This is a genomic window from Neisseria sp. P0016.S008 (assembly GCF_051957775.1).
GTDB lineage: Bacteria > Pseudomonadota > Gammaproteobacteria > Burkholderiales > Neisseriaceae > Neisseria > Neisseria flavescens_B.
On the sequence record NZ_JBQCWB010000005.1, the window covers coordinates 79,721 to 96,872 of the forward strand.

The 17,152-nt window shown below is 49.4% G+C and carries 12 protein-coding genes; 5 read left to right on the forward strand and 7 right to left on the reverse strand.

Annotated elements, in window-relative coordinates:
- Positions 1-79: 79 nt before the first annotated feature.
- Positions 80-1,144 (reverse strand): 2,3-butanediol dehydrogenase, encoded by a 1,065-nt coding sequence (locus ACTHS8_RS07915; RefSeq protein WP_003745670.1) that lies wholly within the window; start codon positions 1,142-1,144, stop codon positions 80-82.
- A 233-nt stretch (positions 1,145-1,377) separates the two neighbouring features.
- A complete protein-coding gene (locus ACTHS8_RS07920) occupies positions 1,378-2,436 on the reverse strand; it encodes a histone deacetylase family protein (protein WP_440373426.1) in 1,059 nt (352 codons plus the stop codon).
- Positions 2,437-2,613: 177 nt separating this feature from the next.
- Between ACTHS8_RS07920 and yajC the strand changes: the two genes are divergently transcribed.
- The 4 genes from yajC to ACTHS8_RS07940 all read left to right on the forward strand — a co-directional run bounded on the left by yajC (position 2,614) and on the right by ACTHS8_RS07940 (position 6,955).
- Positions 2,614-2,880, forward strand: coding sequence for a preprotein translocase subunit YajC (gene yajC / locus ACTHS8_RS07925; RefSeq protein ID WP_003678762.1), 267 nt, complete (start codon positions 2,614-2,616; stop codon positions 2,878-2,880).
- Between the two features lie 75 nt (positions 2,881-2,955).
- Positions 2,956-4,809: a protein translocase subunit SecD gene (gene secD / locus ACTHS8_RS07930; protein WP_440373427.1), complete on the forward strand. Its 1,854-nt coding sequence runs from the start codon at positions 2,956-2,958 to the stop codon at positions 4,807-4,809.
- Between the two features lie 3 nt (positions 4,810-4,812).
- Complete coding sequence (gene secF, locus ACTHS8_RS07935; protein ID WP_250579137.1) at positions 4,813-5,748, forward strand: protein translocase subunit SecF; 936 nt, start codon at positions 4,813-4,815, stop codon at positions 5,746-5,748.
- 325 nt (positions 5,749-6,073) lie between these two features.
- On the forward strand, positions 6,074-6,955 hold the full coding sequence (locus ACTHS8_RS07940) for a carbohydrate kinase family protein (RefSeq protein ID WP_254323927.1): 882 nt from the start codon (positions 6,074-6,076) through the stop codon (positions 6,953-6,955).
- 79 nt (positions 6,956-7,034) lie between these two features.
- On the opposite strand, the gene ACTHS8_RS07945 is transcribed toward ACTHS8_RS07940, so the two are convergent.
- The 5 genes from ACTHS8_RS07945 to rimP form a co-directional block, all read right to left on the reverse strand.
- Positions 7,035-7,592 carry a nitroreductase family protein gene (locus tag ACTHS8_RS07945; RefSeq protein ID WP_440373428.1) on the reverse strand — a complete coding sequence of 186 codons (558 nt, stop codon included), beginning with the start codon at positions 7,590-7,592 and terminating at the stop codon, positions 7,035-7,037.
- 110 nt (positions 7,593-7,702) lie between these two features.
- Positions 7,703-10,441 carry a calcium-binding protein gene (locus ACTHS8_RS07950; protein ID WP_440373429.1) on the reverse strand — a complete coding sequence of 913 codons (2,739 nt, stop codon included), beginning with the start codon at positions 10,439-10,441 and terminating at the stop codon, positions 7,703-7,705.
- A gap of 349 nt (positions 10,442-10,790) precedes the next feature.
- Positions 10,791-13,685, reverse strand: a complete 2,895-nt coding sequence (gene infB, locus ACTHS8_RS07955) for a translation initiation factor IF-2 (protein WP_440373430.1) — start codon at positions 13,683-13,685, stop codon at positions 10,791-10,793.
- 11 nt (positions 13,686-13,696) lie between these two features.
- A complete protein-coding gene (nusA, locus tag ACTHS8_RS07960) occupies positions 13,697-15,202 on the reverse strand; it encodes a transcription termination factor NusA (RefSeq protein ID WP_003678742.1) in 1,506 nt (501 codons plus the stop codon).
- 27 nt (positions 15,203-15,229) lie between these two features.
- Positions 15,230-15,661, reverse strand: coding sequence for a ribosome maturation factor RimP (rimP, locus tag ACTHS8_RS07965; RefSeq protein ID WP_003685973.1), 432 nt, complete (start codon positions 15,659-15,661; stop codon positions 15,230-15,232).
- Between the two features lie 343 nt (positions 15,662-16,004).
- Here rimP and serC point away from each other — a divergent pair, with 343 nt between their 5' ends.
- Positions 16,005-17,111: a phosphoserine transaminase gene (gene serC, locus ACTHS8_RS07970; RefSeq protein ID WP_063075959.1), complete on the forward strand. Its 1,107-nt coding sequence runs from the start codon at positions 16,005-16,007 to the stop codon at positions 17,109-17,111.
- The last annotated feature ends 41 nt before the right edge of the window (positions 17,112-17,152 follow it).

Here is a 17,152-nt window from a genome sequence, read left to right on the forward strand (position 1 = left end):
TGGGCCATTCGGGAATTTATCAAGTACACAGGCCGTCTGAAAAGTTTCAGACGGCCTGTTTATTCTTTAAACCTTAGGATTAAAGATTAGGATTAACAATGATTTTTACTGCGGATTCGTTGTTGTGGATCAAGCGCTCGAAGCCTTCGGAAATCAATTCGTCCAGTTTGATGCGTTGGGTGATGAAAGGCTCAAGGTTGATTTTGCCTTCTTCAACCAATTTGATGGTTTCGGCGTGGTCGTTGCAGTAGGCGATGGTGCCGCGTACGTCCAGCTCTTTCATCACAACGCTGTGGACGTTGATGGTGGCGGGGTGGCTCCAAATGGATACGATGACGACTTTCGCAGTCGGACGGCAGGCTTCAACCATGGTGTCCAGCACTTTGTTGACGCTGGTGCATTCGAATGCGACGTCCACACCTTCGCCGTTGGTCAGTTTTTTCACTTCTTCGACGACATCGACTTCGGATGGGTCGAGGATGTAGTCGGCAACGCCGGCTTCGCGTGCTTTGTCTTTACGCGCTTTGCTCAATTCGGTGATGATGACTTTGATGCCTTTGGCTTTCAGTACGGCAGCCAACAGCAAACCGATTGGGCCTGCGCCGCCAACCAATGCGACGTCACCTTCTTTTGCGCCACTGCGTACATAAGCATGGTGGCCGACAGACAGAGGCTCAATTAAAGCAGCTTGATCCAATGGGATTTTGTCGGAAATAGGGTGTACCCAACGGCGTTTGACGGCGATTTTTTCAGACAAGCCACCACCGCAGCCGCCCAAGCCGATGAAGTTCATGTCTTTGGAGAGGTGGTAGTTGCTGCCTTCGCCGGTCGGTACGTCGTCGCGGATGATGTAGGGTTCAACGACAACGTGTTGGCCGACTTTGATGTCGTCCACGCCTTCGCCTACGGCATAAACCACGCCGGAGAACTCGTGCCCCATAGTTACTGGCGCTGACTCGCCGGAGATTGGGTGCGGATGGCCGCAAGGCGGAATGAAAATCGGACCTTCCATGAATTCGTGCAGGTCGGTACCGCAGATACCGCACCACGCAACATTAATGCCGACAGTACCCGGAGCTACGGTTGGCTCGGGAATGTCTTCGATGCGGATGTCACCTTTGTTGTAAAAACGTGCTGCTTTCATTGTAACGCTCCTTTTTTAAAGTGGAGGCCGTCTGAAAAAGACGGTCAATTGGGGAAAGGGAAGCAGTGTGGCGTGTGAAATGTTTTTATTGATATGTTTTATGTTTGTTATTTTACTACTGATAATATGGAAATGGTTTGTCTTTGCTCAAATTAAAGTTTGTAAATGAAGAAAAGGCCGTCTGAAACGGATGATATGTTTTCAGACGGCCTGGGGTCGATAGTTTAAATGCGTTATTGCGTAGGATTGTTACTTTTGCCGCGCTTCAAATGCTTTTGGTAGGCGATGACGTAATCGGCCTTGCTCAAGCCCGCCAATACGCGGATGTGGGCGGCGGCGGATTTGGACAGGGATTCCAAGGTGTAGCCGCCTTCCAGTACGGAAACGACACGTCCTTGACAGCTTGCCGTTACTTGGACGATTTTGTGCGTCAGCCAGGCAAAATCAGCTTCATGCAGGTTCAGACGGCCTGTTTCGTCTTGTTTGTGCCCGTCAAAACCGGCTGAAAGCAACACCAACTCGGGACGGAAAGCCGTGAGCTTGGGCAGCCATTGTTCGCGGATGGTCGTGCGGAAGATGCGGCTGCCTGTGCCCGGTTTGAGGGGGGTATGCAGCATATTTTTGCTGTCGGCGTATTGTTCCGCCTCCGGGAAGGGGAAGATGTCGGTTTCAAACAGGTTGAAAAACATCACGCGCGGATCATCTTGGAGAATCTCCGCCGTACCGTCGCCGAAGTGGACGTCGAAATCGATGACGGCGATGCGTTGCAGGCGGTATTGGGCAATGGCGTGCATCACGCCTGCGGCGGTGTTGTTGACGAGGCAGAATCCGCTGGCGCTGTTGCTGTGGGCATGGTGGCCGGGTGGGCGGATGGCGCAAAAAGCATGCCATGCCTTTTTGTTCATCACCATATCGACTGCTTTGACAACGGCTCCGGCCGCAAAACGGGCGGCTTGGAGGGAGTTGTGGCAGATAACTGTATCGTCATCGATGCGGTGGATTTTGCCGGGAAGCGGCTGTGCGGCCTCCAATTCGTGCAGATAATTGCGCGAGTGGACCAATGCCAGTTGCGCATCTTTGATTTCGGGTGCTTCAGCGGTTTGCAGATGACGCCAAATGCCTTCCTTTTTTAAGGCGGCTTGAATGGCGTTGATGCGTTCGGGCTTGTCGGGGTGGTTGGTGCCCGGTTGGTGCTGCAGAAATATCGGATGGGAAATCCATACGGTGCGGGCATTTTTGCCAAGTAGTCGACGCAGTAGGGTACGCACGCGCCAAATGATTTTTTTAAGCATGGAAAGTGTGTCTCGAACGAGTCGCACGGACTGCTAAATATGGTTAATAAATACGGAAATGCTTGGAAATTTTTCAGACGACCTTTAGAATAGCTCAATTTTACAGTCCGACCAACTGCGTTTTGGGCTGTATGCAGTTTTTTACTTTATCTTAAAACTCAAAAGAACGGATATATTATGAATCAAGCTGTGGCTCAATTTGCCCCTTTACTGCTGATTATGGTGGTGTTTTACTTCCTGATTATGCGTCCTCAACAAAAGAAATTCAAAGCACACCAAGCTATGCTGGCTGCTTTGAAAGTAGGCGATAAAGTCGTTTTGGCTGCAGGTTTCAAAGGCCGCGTGACCAAAGTCGGCGAGCAATTCTACACTGTCGACATCGGCCAAGGTGCGAGAATCGAAGTGGAAGTGGAACGCAACGCGATTGCCGCGAAAGCCGAATAATCCGTTTTTTTGCGAAAAGCCGCCTCATTTTCCGAGTGCGGCTGTTTGCCTTTATAAATAAAGCAAAGGTTTACCATGAACCGTTATCCTTTATGGAAATACCTGCTGATTGCGTTCACGATTGTGGTTGCGGCTGTGTATTCGCTGCCCAACCTTTTCGGTGAAACGCCTGCCGTACAGGTATCGACCAACCGACAAGCCATCGTGATCAACGATCAAACCCAGTCTAAAGTGGATGCCGCGCTGAAACAGGCAGGTATTCAGACTGATGGTATGTTCATCGTCGACAACTCGCTGAAAGTGCGTTTCAAAGATACCGAAACGCAATTGAAAGCGCGCGACGTCATCGAAAATACTTTGGGTGAGGGCTATATTACTGCGCTAAACCTGTTGGCAGACAGCCCTGAGTGGATGGCGAAAATCAAAGCCAATCCGATGTTCCTGGGTCTGGATTTGCGCGGCGGCGTGCATTTCACCATGCAGGTGGACATGAAAGCCGCGATGCAGAAAACGTTTGAACGTTATTCCGGCGATATCCGCCGCGAATTGCGCCGCGAAAAAATCCGTACCGGCACGGTGCATCAGACTGAAAACGGTCTGACCGTGCCTTTGCAAGATGCTGCCGATGTACAAAAAGCCTTGCCTCAGTTGCAAAAATTGTTCCCTGAAGCCACGCTGCTGCCGGATGGCAACAATATCGTGCTGACTTTGTCTGAAGAGGCAATCAATAAAGTACGTTCTGATGCAGTTAAACAAAACATCAATACGTTGCACAACCGTGTGAACGAATTGGGCGTAGCCGAACCGGTTATCCAACAATCCGGCCTTGACCGTATTGTTGTACAGCTGCCGGGCGTGCAAGATACTGCCAAAGCCAAAGACATTATCGGCCGTACCGCGACTTTGGAAGTACGCATGGTGGAAGACGATCCGATTAAATTGCAGGAAGCCTTAAACGGTAATGTACCGACTGGTTATGAGTTACTGTCAAGTGGTGGCGATCATCCGGAAACTATTTTGGTCAACAAACAAGTTGAACTGACCGGTGACAACATCAACGACGCGCAACCTAGCTTTGATCAAATGGGTAAGCCTGCCGTGAGCCTGAGCTTGGACAGCGCAGGCGGTAGTATTTTTGGCGAATTGACTTCGGCCAATGTGGGCAAGCGTATGGCTATGGTATTGATCGACCAAGGGAAATCCGAAGTCGTTACTGCACCTAAAATCCTCGGCGCAATTACCGGTGGCCGTGTAGAAATTACTGGCAGCATGACAACTGCCGAAGCCAACGATACTTCATTGTTGTTGCGTGCCGGCTCGCTGGCTGCGCCTATGCAAATTGTCGAAGAACGCACCATCGGCCCGTCTTTGGGTAAAGAAAACATTGAAAAAGGCTTCCATTCTACCTTGTGGGGCTTTGCCGCCGTTGCTGCGTTTATGGTGGTTTACTACCGCCTGATGGGTTTCTTCTCTACCATCGCTTTGAGTACCAATATCTTATTTTTGGTAGGTATTTTGTCTGCCATGCAGGCAACGCTGACCCTGCCGGGTATTGCCGCGTTGGCATTGACATTGGGTATGGCGATTGACTCCAACGTATTGATTAACGAACGTATCCGTGAAGAATTACGCGCAGGTATACCACCTCAACAGGCCATCAACCTCGGTTTCCAACATGCTTGGGCAACCATTGTCGACTCTAACTTGACTTCTCTGATTGCCGGTATTGCTTTGTTGGTATTCGGTTCCGGCCCTGTACGTGGTTTTGCCGTTGTGCACTGTATCGGTATTCTGACCTCGATGTATTCGTCTGTGGTCGTGTTCCGTGCTTTGGTTAACCTGTGGTACGGCCGCCGTCGCAAATTGCGGAATATTTCCATTGGTGCGGTATGGAAGCCGAAAGCTGAAATGGCAGAAGGCAAGGAGTAAAACATGGAATTATTTAAAATCAAACGCGATATTCCGTTTATGAGCTACGGCAAACTGACGACCTTTATTTCGTTGGTTACGTTTATTGCCGCCGTGTTCTTTTTGGTAACCAAAGGCCTGAATTTCTCCGTCGAATTTACCGGCGGTACGGTGATGGAAGTCCAATATCAGCAGGGCGTGGATGTGAATCAAACGCGCGAACGCCTTGATACGCTGAAAATGGGTGATGTACAGGTTCAGGCATTGGGTACGAACAAACACATCATGATCCGCCTGCCGAATAAAGAAGGCGTAACGTCAGCCCAGCTGTCCAACCAAGTGATGGATTTGCTGAAAAAAGACAATCCTGACGTTACCTTGCGCCAAGTCGAATTCATCGGCCCTCAGGTTGGTGAAGAGTTGGTTACCAATGGTTTGATGGCATTGGGCTTCGTGGTGGCAGGCATCATTATTTACTTGTCCATGCGTTTTGAGTGGCGTTTTGCAGTATCCGCGATTATTGCGAATATGCACGATATCGTGATTATTCTCGGCTGTTTCGCCTTCTTCCAATGGGAATTCTCTCTGACTGTCTTGGCAGGTATTTTGGCAGTTTTGGGTTATTCCGTGAACGAATCTGTGGTTGTATTTGACCGTATTCGTGAAAACTTCCGTAAGCCGCATATGCGCGGCCACTCTGTGCCGGAAGTTATCGACAACGCGATTACTGCAACCATGAGCCGTACCATCATTACCCACGGTTCGACCGAGGCAATGGTTGTTTCTATGCTGGTGTTTGGCGGTGCAGCCTTGCACGGTTTCTCTATGGCGCTGACCATCGGTATCGTATTCGGTATTTACTCTTCCGTATTGGTTGCTAGCCCGCTTTTGCTGATGTTTGGCTTGAGTCGTGAGAACATTGCCAAAGAAGTGAAGAAAAAAGAAGAAGTGGTAGTTTAATTGCTGCAATAATTCGATAAAGGCCGTCTGAAAATTGATTGAATCAGTTTTCAGACGGCCTTGTGTATTTAAATTTCAGAATGTTTTGTTTTAATGAAATAGGAGGGGATAAATGTGAAAGAAAAAGAAAAAAATAGGAACAATATAATTTTGTGATGAATCAAGTTTATTGTCTGATGTCCCCTTAATTGCTTGTCAGTCCCAATATTTTAAAACATAATACTTTTGCCCCCGATACTGGAATTTTACTACAAGTACATGATTTGCAAAAAATCTGTCGGGTGTGCAGACCCTGCCAATCAACCTCAAAAAAGGAAGGCCAAGAATGAAAGTAACCAGTTTCGGCGAAGTACTGTGGGACGATTTTCCAAACGGAAAGGTATTGGGTGGTGCACCCCTGAATGTTACCGTTCGTTTGCAGTCTTTGGGTATCGATACTGCCATTATCAGTCGTCGCGGCGATGATGCCGATGGTGAAGAATTGCTACGCAAGATTCAAAGCAAAAACGTCAACACTGATTATTTGCAGGTTTGCCAGGAATGCGCGACCAGTTTGGTGAAAGTACACTTGGACAAGTCTGGCAGTGCGTCTTATGAGATTGTTTATCCTTGCGCGTGGGACAGGATTGCGGTTGATGATGCGGCAATCAAACGTGTGTCAGAATCCGATGCTTTCGTTTTTGGCAGCTTGGCAACCCGTGATGAAGTTTCGCGTAAAAGTTTGGCAGTTTTGCTGAAAGAAGCCAAATTCAAAATTTTTGATGTTAATCTGCGCAAGCCTCATTACGATATTGACCGCTTGTTGGAGACCATGAAACAGTCTGATATGGTCAAACTCAACGATGATGAGTTGTATGAATTGGCTGCGGCTTATGGCTCTCCTTATCACAGTATCGAGCAAAATATCAGCTACCTCGTTGAGTTGAGCGGCGTCAAAATTTTTTGCGTGACTTTGGGCAGTCATGGCGCGGTTTTGTATAAGGACGGCGAGTTGTACCGTCATTGCGGTTTCCGCGTCAAAGTGGTGGATACTGTCGGCTCCGGCGACAGCTTTCTTGGCGGTTTGACTTACAAGCTGCTCAATAATGCGCCTCCTCAAGAAGCCATTACTTTTGCTTGTGCGCTGGGTGCATTGGTTGCTTCGCGTCATGGTGCAACGGCGGATATTTCTTTGGAAGAAGTTGAAGCGTTTATGAATCCGGCTTGATATTTTGACAAGAGACATAAAAAGGCCGTCTGAAAACCATTAAATCAGGTTTTTCAGACGGCCTTAGTATTTTCAGGCTTTACCAATAAGTTGTAAAACATTCTAAGTTGGTATTTTTCGGGCCACTTCCTTCTTCGGTCGGCGAACCAATCATCATCAGGCCGATGATTTTGTCTTTGTCGGCACACTCAAATGCTTCGCGCAACAATGGGCTGTTGACCCACATGCCGGTAATCCAAACATTGTCGAAGCCTTGAGCAGAAGAAGCCAGTTGTAAAGCATAGGCGGCGCAGCCGGCAGTCAGCATTTGTTCCCATTCAGGTTTGGGTTTTGCCACTTCATGGTTCGGCGCGAATGTAACGCCGATAATCATAGGCGCCATGTTGCCGACGCGTTCGGCCTTTTTCATGGCATCATCGCCGAAGTTGAGTTCGGTAACGGTCTTGCTCAACAGCTCGCGGAAACGTTGCAAGCCGGCCTCGCTTTGAATCACAGTAAAGCGGAAAGGGCGCATATTGCCGTGATCAGGTACTTGTGTTGCCGCTTGCAGCATTTGTTCCAGTTGCTCGGCATTGGGTGCCGGAGCAGCCAGTTTTTTGGAAGAGCGACGTGTGGTCAGGAGATTTAAGGCATCCATTTTTATTCTTTCTTGTGGATTCGAATGAGAATAATTATATAACAGAACGATAAATAAATCAGCAAAGGACTAAGGCCGTCTGAATTAAGGTTTCAGACGGCCTTTGAGTTTTACAGGATACCGTTGTTTTGTGTATTTTCAGTAATCAGAGCTTTGCTGATTTCGTCGGCGGTGTAGCTCTTACCGTTTCCGAATACAAAGCTGTCGACATTATTGTTGGCAATGTCATGGATGGTCAGGGTGTCGCCTGTATCTTTGATGGTTAATACCCAATCATCGCCGGTTTTCAACTGTAAATCTTTCAGCGTAAGCCCTTCTTTGAAAAGGACTTGGGTATCGCTGCCACCATACGGATTAAAGGTGTCGTTGCCGCTGTTTCTGCCAAACATGATAACGGTGTTGTCGGCACCTGGGTCGGTAATGGTATCGTTGCCGCCGGCCGTATCAACGATGTTGATGCCTCGGCCCAAAGTAATGGTTTCATCGCTGCGGTTGCCCCTGTATTCGACAACAGAAGTGTAACGAGACAAATCTAAATCGCTGTTGTCGCTATCGGCGTGGATGGTGTGGTTGAAGTTGTTGTACACATCACGGTTGAGTTCTTCAACGGGTTGGCCGGTGTATTGGACGATGTTTGTGTTACCGATCATGTGCGGGATAGACAGTTTGAAGTGGTTGATTACCTCTCCCGTGCTGTATGAGGTATTGCCGTCAAACTGAAATTCGGAAATCGCACCATAAATACCGCTTTGGTTTTTGATGGTTAAAACATCGTCTGTGCCTTTAATGCGGATATGCCAAGTATCGCCATCCAACAGGGGATTGGATACAAATTGGTTGCTATCGGGCATATCGGCAATCCCCGTTTTGTCGTAACCTTTTTCAACGGTAATTTCAAGGTCGTCAAGGGTAATGCCGCCGGTAAATTTAACGACGTTGGCGTTGAGTCTGTGTAGGCTTGCTTCGCTGTCAAAACCGAAGTTGTAGTCGAAAATGGTGTCGTGACCGTAACCTTTTCCGAAAACATAGGTATCGTTGTGTTCGCCGCCTTCCAGATAATCATTGCCTGCGCCGCCGTCGAGTAAGTCGGTGCCTACATGGGCATAGAGTTTGTCGTTACCGTTGCCGCCATAGAGTTTATCGTCGGAAGCGGGTTCGTTGCCGTAATAAGTTTCGCTGTGTTCGCGCAAGATGTCATCGCCATCGTAGCCATAAAGGGTGTCATGGCCGTCGTTGCCGCCGTCGATTTCATTGTTGCCTGCATTGCCATGCAAGATGTCATCGCCGTTAGTGCCGACAAATTTAATGGTTTCGGCTTTCAGCGCTTGGAAGGCTTGTTGGAACTGCGCGGCAGTGTAGATTTGGTCATTGAACTGGAAACGGTTGATGGAAATACTACCATCCGCACCGATTTGGTTTTGAATCAGGACTGAACCTTGTTCCGAAGTAATTTCCCAGCTTTGGCTACCATCATCGTTATGAATGGTCTTCAGGTTGAGCTTGGTATTGCTCAGGCCGTCTGAAAACTTGAAGGTATTGATGCCTTGGTTGTCGATAATGGTATCGTTGTCGCCGTAGATATAGGTATCGTTTCCGGCTCCGCCTTTCAGAATGTCTTTACCCTTGCCGCCCACCAAAATGTCGTCGCCTGCATCACCGTTGATGGCATCGTTACCGTCGCCGCCATCCAGATAATCATTGCCGTCGCCGCCGTTGAGGTTGTCGTTGCCACCCATGCCGTAAACGGTATCATCACCGCGTCCGCTATTGAGGCGGTTGCGGCCTTCGTTACCGGTTAGAATGTTATTGCTGTTGTTGCCGGCGGCAAAAATATTGGCCGAGCCGGTCAAGGTAACATTTTCGACGTGGGTAGCGGCAGTATGGGAAATGCTGCTGAATACGGTGTCTTCGCCGCCGCCAGCCTGTTCGATAACCACATCTTTTACATCATCAACGTAGTAAGTGTCATTGCCATCACCACCTTCCATAATGTCGGCACCGGCTTTGCCGTCAATAATATCATCGCCGGATGTGCCGATCAGGTGGTCATTGCCGTCGCTGCCATTGATGATCTTGCCGCTTTCGGTATGCTCAGTCAGGGAAATATCGAAATATTTAGCAAAGCTGTTTACATCCAGTTTTTGTGTGCCGATGATGAATTGGGAGACTGCTGGTGTTGTGCCGTTTTGAGTGTATTGGTTTTTGATGGTTAAAACGGCGTTGCTGTTTTTCACGGCAATCAGCCAGTCTTGACCGCCGGTTTCGTTGTTTCGGACTTCAACGGTTAAATCGTTAAGACTTAGGTCGGTATGAAAGCGGATGCTGTTGTGGCCTTGGTTGTCGATGATGGTGTCTTGCTCGCTTTTGGCAGAGAAAAGGTAGGTGTCGTCGCCTTCGCCACCTTCAAGCACATCATTGCCTGCTTCGCCGTTGAGGGTGTCATTGCCTGTTTCGCCGAAAAGACGGTCGTTACCTTCGCCGCCGTTGATGAAATCGTTGCCTCCGCCACCGTAAACGATGTCGTCGCCACGCCCGCTGTTGAGGCGGTTGCGGCCTTCATTGCCGATGAGGATGTTGTTACTGTTGTTGCCTGCGCCAAAAATGTTGGCTGTACCGGTCAAAACAAGGTTTTCAACGTGGTTTGGAAGGGTATAGCTGACGTTGCTGTAAACCGTATCATCTCCACCATTTGGGTTTTCAATGATTTTATCATCGCTGCGGGTTACATAATAAACGTCATCTCCCGATGTGCCTGTTGTTGCTTGTGCAAGGGGGGATGGCTGCAATTGCTCTAAATGTCGTAATTCAAATTGCGCATTGCGGATGCGCATTGCTTTTTCGATTGTCATGATATTTTCTTTAGATATTGATGAGAGTAACAAGGAAGTAAACGTATCCGGCATATGGCCGGTATTGCTTAATTTGTATTGTGTTTAGGCTGTATATACTAGTGCCGAAATTTGATAAAAACAACAAAAACGTTAAGATATGACAATATATAGAGAGCCTTATCAGGCTTAGTTTACCGTCTATTCTTTTGCTAAATGGCTTTGCCTTGTGCGGCTGTTTTGTTTCCTATATACCACACATCAATTTCCATAGTTTCAAACTATGAATGGTTGTAAAAAGGCCGTCTGAAAAAAGAAGCAGGTTTCGCATTGCAAAACCTGCTTCTGATTTTTCAGACGGCCTGTCTGATTACAGAGTACGGGCAACTTCGACGATGTCGAAACATTCGAGTTGGTCGCCTTCCATAATCTCGTTGTAGCCTTTGAGCATCAGACCACATTCAAAGCCCATGCGGACTTCTTTGACGTCGTCTTTGTAGCGTTTCAAAGAAGACAGCTCACCGGTATGGATAACCACGTTGTTGCGGATGAGGCGGACGTGGGAATCGCGTTTGACCACACCGTCGGTAACCATACAGCCTGCAATGTTGCCGACTTTGGAAACGGAGATAACCTGACGGATTTCGACCGTACCGGTTACTTGCTCTTTCTCTTCCGGAGAGAGCATACCGCTCATGGCGGCTTTCACATCGTCGATGGCATCGTAAATGATGTTGTAGTAACGGATTTCCACGTTTTCATTCTCAGCCAGTTTGCGTGCGGAAGCATCTGCACGGACGTTAAAGCCGATGATGAATGCGCCGGAAGCGATGGCCAAGTTGACATCAGATTCGGTAATGCCGCCAACGCCGCTGTGCAACACGTTCACTTTCACTTCGTCTGTGGACAGTTTTTTCAGGCTGCCCGCCAAAGCTTCGTAAGAACCTTGTACGTCTGCTTTGATGATGACAGACAAGGATTGGGCTTGGTTTTCGCCCATGTTGTTGAACATGTTTTCCAGTTTTGCGGCCTGTTGTTTGGCCAAGCGCACGTCGCGGTATTTGCCTTGACGGAAGAGGGCGATTTCGCGCGCTTTTTTCTCGTCGGCCAATACCATTGCATCTTCGCCTGCGTTCGGTACATCCGACAAGCCGAGGATTTCGACAGGGATAGACGGGCCGGCTTCATTGATGGCTTTGCCGTTTTCGTCAACCATTGCACGGATTTTACCGAATGCAGTACCGGCCAGCAGCATATCACCTTTTTTCAGTGTACCGCTTTGAACCAGCAATGTGGCAACCGCGCCGCGGCCTTTGTCCAAACGAGCCTCAACGATGATGCCTTTGGCAGGTGCATCGACAGGGGCAGTCAGTTCCAAAACTTCGGCTTCGAGTAAGACGGCTTCGAGCAATGCATCGATGTTCAGGCCTTTTTTAGCAGAAACGTCGATGAACTGTACGTCGCCGCCCCATTCGTCAGGCACGACTTCGTGTGCGGTCAGCTCTTGGCGGATACGCTCTGGGTTGGCAGCTTCTTTATCGATTTTGTTGACGGCAACCACCATCGGTACGCCCGCAGCTTTAGCGTGGGCAATGGCTTCGATGGTTTGCGGCATCACGCCGTCGTCGGCTGCAACCACAAGAATCACGATATCGGTTGCTTTCGCACCGCGCGCACGCATGGCGGTAAACGCTTCGTGACCCGGAGTATCCAAGAAGGTAATCACGCCGCGAGGGGTTTCAACGTGGTATGCACCGATGTGTTGGGTAATGCCACCCGCTTCGCCTTGTACCACTTTGGCACGGCGGATGTAGTCCAGCAGGGAAGTTTTACCGTGGTCAACGTGACCCATCACGGTAACAACCGGCGGACGTGGCAATGCTTCGGCTTCTACTGCTTCAACGCCTTCATCCAGGAATGCTTCAGGGTCGTCGGCTGCGGCAGGTTTACCGATGTGGCCGAGTTCTTCCACCACAATCAGGGCAGTGTCTTGGTCGATAGATTGGTTGATGGTTACCATCATGCCCATTTTCATCAGGGCTTTAACCACTTCGACGCCTTTAACGGCCATTTTGTGTGCCAAGTCGGCAACGGTAATGGTTTCAGGCACCAAAACTTCGTGTACGACAGGTTCGGTCGGCGCTTGGAAGGCGTGTTGGTTTGGCTCAAGTTTGAGTTTTTTGCCTTTTTTGCCGCCGCGTACGCGCTCGTCGTCGCCATTGCGAGCATTATTGCGGTCACGGCCGCCTTTGCCGCTTTTACCTTTGGCGTTACGGCCTTGGTTTTCTTCATCACGGTCACGACGGTCTTCTTTTTTACCGCGCGCGTTGTGTTCGGATTTGCCTTCGCCGGATGCCGCTTTGGCTTTCTCGGCAGGTTTATTGCGTTCGCCTGATTTGGCTTCTTTAGAAGGTTTTGAGTCTTGATCGGCCTGTTGTTTTATGGCTTCACGGCGTGCTTGACGCTCTTGTTTTTCTTTTAACAAGGCTTCTTGATGCGCACGCAGGGCGGCGGCACGACGGGCTTCTTCATCGCGTTGAGCCTGTTCTTCCTCGCTGACGACAGGTTGCGGTACGGCAGGAGCGGCAGGTTTGGCTGCCTTTTTCGCTTCTTTGCCTTTGCCGCCTTTGTCTTGTTTGGCTTTGGCAGGTTTTTTGGCTTCGACTGGTTTTTCAGCTTCAACGGATTTTTCAGACGGCTTGTTGTCTGCTTTAGCTTCAACTTTTGCTTCGGCCTTAGCTTCTACGGTTTCAACCGGTTTGACTTCTTCTTTTTTGGCTTCGGCAGGTTTGCCTTCCGCTTTTGGTGCGGCTTTGGCTGCTTTCAGTCTGGCTGCTTCGGCCTCTGCTTTGGCACGGGCTTCAGCTTTTGCGGCAGCTTCTGCTTCAGCTTTGGCTTTTTCTTCGGCAGCTTGAGCGGCTGCTTTTTCTGCTTCGGCTTTTTGGTTTTCCGCTGCTACTTTGGCTTTGGCTTCTGCTGCCAATTCTTCGGAAGAAGGAATGGTAACGGCACGGCTGCGGCGGCGAGTTTCCACTTTTACGCCGTCAACAGTGCTGACTTCGGTTTTTTTGCGGCGGATGCTGATGGTGCCGCTGTTGCTGCCGTTTTTCTTTTGCAGGTAAGCAGTCAACAGTTGTTTGTCGTCAGTGGTTATGCTGTCATTGCCGCTGTTTTTGTTGACCCCGGCTTCTTTCAATTGTTTAAGCAAATCATCGACGGGGCGGTTTAGTTCGGCGGCAAATTGCGCTACGGTTGTATTACTCATTCAGTACCCCCTTAGTTATTTTCTTCAGTAAACCAGTGTTCGCGTGCAGCCAAAATCACTTTTTTGGCTTCTTCTTCGTCAACACCGGTAATTTCGACCAATTCGTCAACAGACAATTCGGCCAGATCATCGCGTTGGGTAACGCCAGCTTCAGCCAGTTTGCGCAACATATCGGAATCTACGCCGTCCAAATTGCGCATGTCTTCAGACACTTCACCCAGTTTTTCTTCTGCGGCGATGGTAATGGTCAGGATCGCGTCGCGTGCGCGGTTGCGCAGGGTTTCAACGATTTCTTCGTCAAAGCCGTCAATCGAGAGCAATTCTGCCGCTGGAACGTAAGCAACTTCTTCCAAAGTGGCAAAGCCTTCTTCCACCAAGATATCGGCGGTTTCGTCGTCGATGTTCAAGTGGGTAGTGAAGAGGTTGCGGATAACCGCGTCTTCGGCAGCATTGCGCTCGTCGGCTTCTTCAACGGTCATGATGTTCAGCTGCCAGCCGGTCAGAATAGAAGCCAGACGGACGTTTTGACCGCCGCGGCCGATGGCCAGCGCCAGTTGGTTTTCATCAACGATTACGTCAACAGCGTGTTTGTCTTCGTCAATCACGATGCGGCTCACTTCGGCAGGAGATAACGCATTCATCACGAATTGGGCTGGCTCAGGAGACCACAATACGATGTCGATGCGTTCGCCGGACAATTCGTTGCTTACGGCGTTAACACGGGAACCGCGTACGCCGATGCAAGTACCTTGCGGGTCGATGCGTTGGTCGTTGGCTTTAACGGCAACTTTGGCGCGTTGGCCGGGATCGCGTGCTACTTCGCGGATTTCCAACAGGCCGTCTGCAATTTCAGGCACTTCGTTGGCGTAGAGTTTAGCCAAGAAGTCGCCGCTGGTACGGCTCAAAATGACTTGTTTGCGGCCGGTATTACCGATTTCGTCCACACGCAGGAAAAGGGCGCGGATGCGGTCGCCGCTGCGGAAGTTTTCGCGCGGAATCATTTCTTCGCGCGGAATCAGGGCATCGAGTTTGCCTGCAACGACTTCAACGATGATGCCGTGGCGCTCGACACGTTTTACCGTACCGGAAACGATGTCTTCTTTAGAAGCGAGGAACTCGTTCAGGTTTTGCTCGCGCTCCGCATCACGGATGCGTTGCAGGATGATTTGTTTGGCAGTTTGCGCGGCTTGGCGGCCGAAGCCTTCGTTTGGCAGCTGCTCTTCGTAGTATTCGCCGATTTGGATGGTGGTGCCAGGAATTTCTTCTTGGATTTCCTCGATGGTTTTTTCTACGTCAGGGTAGGTGTAGTCTTCATCGGCAACAATCAGCCAACGGCGGAAGGTTTGGTATTCGCCGGTATCGCGGTCGATTTCGACGCGCACGTCCATGTGCTCGCGGTCGGCTTTTTTCTTGGCAGCAGTAGAGAGGGCGAATTCAAGGGCTTTGAATACGACTTCCGTTTCAACGTTTTTTTCACTTGCCAGCGCTTCGGCCAGCTGTAACATTTCGCGACTCATTTTCTAGAATCTCCAAGTAATCGGTTTTTAAAATTTAAATTCGGGGCGCAAACGGGCTTTGTCGATGTTGCTCAATTCGATTTGGGCAGTTTTGCCGTCGAAAGAGACGGTAACGATGTCGTTTTCGCAAGATTCGATGCGGCCGATGAAGTTTTTCTGACCATCAATCGGCAGGCGTGTTTTGATTTTGGCGTTCTGGCCGGCAAAGCGCACGAAGTCGGCGGCTTTTTTCAGCGGACGGTCAAGGCCCGGGCTGGAGATTTCCAAACGTTTGTAGTCGATGTCTTCAACCATAAACACGCGGCTCAGATGGTTGCTGACAGTGGCGCAGTCTTCGACGGTGATGCCGCCTTCTTTATCGATGAAAACGCGCAAATCGCCTTGTGCGGTCAGTTCGAAATCGACCAGTTCGTAGCCCAAGCCGGGCAGGGTTTTATCAAGAATGCTTTGAATATCCATGCTTCTCCAGAAGTACATAAACAAAAAAATGGCCGCGCGGCCATTTTTCGTGTGATTTGAAAAATTGGCCTATTATAACTGTTTTCAAGATAAAAGAAAAGTGTTGATTTGGCGTGGATTTTTTGAAGTGATTGCTTAAATGTAAAGGGTAGGGTCGAGGCCGTCTGAAAAGGAAATTGTTGACAAGTTTTGATGTAGCGTTTCTGAAATTATTTTGGAAAACAAAGAATTGGTATTGCTTTGTTTTCAGACGGCCTTGTATTTCCTGGTTTTTCGTGCTTGCACAATGTGCAAGGCGGTTCTACAATTTCTTCATACCCACCGAATAAGAAAGAAGGCCGCCATGTCCGCACACCAGATTTACAATTTTTCCGCAGGTCCTGCCGTATTGCCGGAAGCGGTATTGCGTACCGCACAACAGGAAATGCTCGACTACAACGGTACGGGTTTCCCTGTGATGGCGATGAGCCACCGTTCGGATATGTTTTTGAGCATTCTGCATCATGCCGAACAAGACTTGCGCCAGCTTTTGAATATTCCGTCCAACTATAAAATCCTGTTTTTACAGGGCGGTGCGACCACGCAATTTAATATGGTGGCCATGAATTTGGCGCACGGTTTTGCGACTGCCGATGCGGTGGTAACGGGCAACTGGAGCCGTATTGCCTATGAACAGATGAGCCGTTTGAGCAATGCCGAAATCCGTTTGGCGGCGCATGGTGGCGAACAATATGCCTATAAAAACCTGCCCGCGGTGGAGGATTGGGATGTCAACCCGAATTCCGCGTTTGTTCATTTTGCGATTAATGAAACCGTAAACGGCTTGCAGTATCAAAACGTCCCCAAACTTTCAGACGGCCTGCCACCGCTGGTGTGCGATATGTCGAGCGAGATTTTGTCGCGTGAGTTTGATGTGTCCGACTACGGCTTGATTTATGCCGGCGCACAAAAAAATATCGGTCCTGCCGGTGCGACCGTGGTCATTATCCGCGAGGATTTGCTGGAGCGTTGTCCGAACGATATTCCCGATGTGTTCAACTACCGTTCGCACATCAACCGCGACGGTATGTACAACACACCATCTACTTATGCAATTTATATGTCGGGTTTGGTGTTCCGCTGGCTGCAAACGCAGGGCGGTGTGAAAAAAATTGAAGCGGTCAATCGAATAAAGGCGCAAACCTTGTATGAGACGATAGATGGCAGCGGCGGTTTTTACATCAACGATATTCATCCTGATGCGCGCTCCAAAATGAATGTGGTCTTCAAAACCGCAAGCGAAGACTTGGACCGTCGTTTTGTGTTGGAAGCCGAGTTGCAGGGCTTGTGCCTGCTCAAGGGTTATAAAACCGTCGGCGGTATGCGTGCCAGCATTTACAATGCGATGCCGCTTGAAGGTGTGAAGGCGTTGGCTGACTTTATGAAAGATTTTCAACGACGTTACGGTTAAGATGAAGATATAAAAAGGCCGTCTGAAACTGGGTTTCAGAC

What these genes read in the sequence shown, in the direction of transcription:
- ACTHS8_RS07915 (WP_003745670.1), bottom strand. Translation starts at nt 1,144, where the DNA reads ATGAAAGCAGCACGTTTTTACAACAAAGGTGACATCCGCATCGAAGAC.
- serC (WP_063075959.1), top strand. Translation starts at nt 16,005, where the DNA reads ATGTCCGCACACCAGATTTACAATTTTTCCGCAGGTCCTGCCGTATTG.
- yajC (WP_003678762.1), top strand. Translation starts at nt 2,614, where the DNA reads ATGAATCAAGCTGTGGCTCAATTTGCCCCTTTACTGCTGATTATGGTG.
- ACTHS8_RS07940 (WP_254323927.1), top strand. Translation starts at nt 6,074, where the DNA reads ATGAAAGTAACCAGTTTCGGCGAAGTACTGTGGGACGATTTTCCAAAC.
- secF (WP_250579137.1), top strand. Translation starts at nt 4,813, where the DNA reads ATGGAATTATTTAAAATCAAACGCGATATTCCGTTTATGAGCTACGGC.
- nusA (WP_003678742.1), bottom strand. Translation starts at nt 15,202, where the DNA reads ATGAGTCGCGAAATGTTACAGCTGGCCGAAGCGCTGGCAAGTGAAAAA.
- ACTHS8_RS07920 (WP_440373426.1), bottom strand. Translation starts at nt 2,436, where the DNA reads ATGCTTAAAAAAATCATTTGGCGCGTGCGTACCCTACTGCGTCGACTA.
- ACTHS8_RS07945 (WP_440373428.1), bottom strand. Translation starts at nt 7,592, where the DNA reads ATGGATGCCTTAAATCTCCTGACCACACGTCGCTCTTCCAAAAAACTG.
- ACTHS8_RS07950 (WP_440373429.1), bottom strand. Translation starts at nt 10,441, where the DNA reads ATGACAATCGAAAAAGCAATGCGCATCCGCAATGCGCAATTTGAATTA.
- secD (WP_440373427.1), top strand. Translation starts at nt 2,956, where the DNA reads ATGAACCGTTATCCTTTATGGAAATACCTGCTGATTGCGTTCACGATT.
- infB (WP_440373430.1), bottom strand. Translation starts at nt 13,685, where the DNA reads ATGAGTAATACAACCGTAGCGCAATTTGCCGCCGAACTAAACCGCCCC.
- rimP (WP_003685973.1), bottom strand. Translation starts at nt 15,661, where the DNA reads ATGGATATTCAAAGCATTCTTGATAAAACCCTGCCCGGCTTGGGCTAC.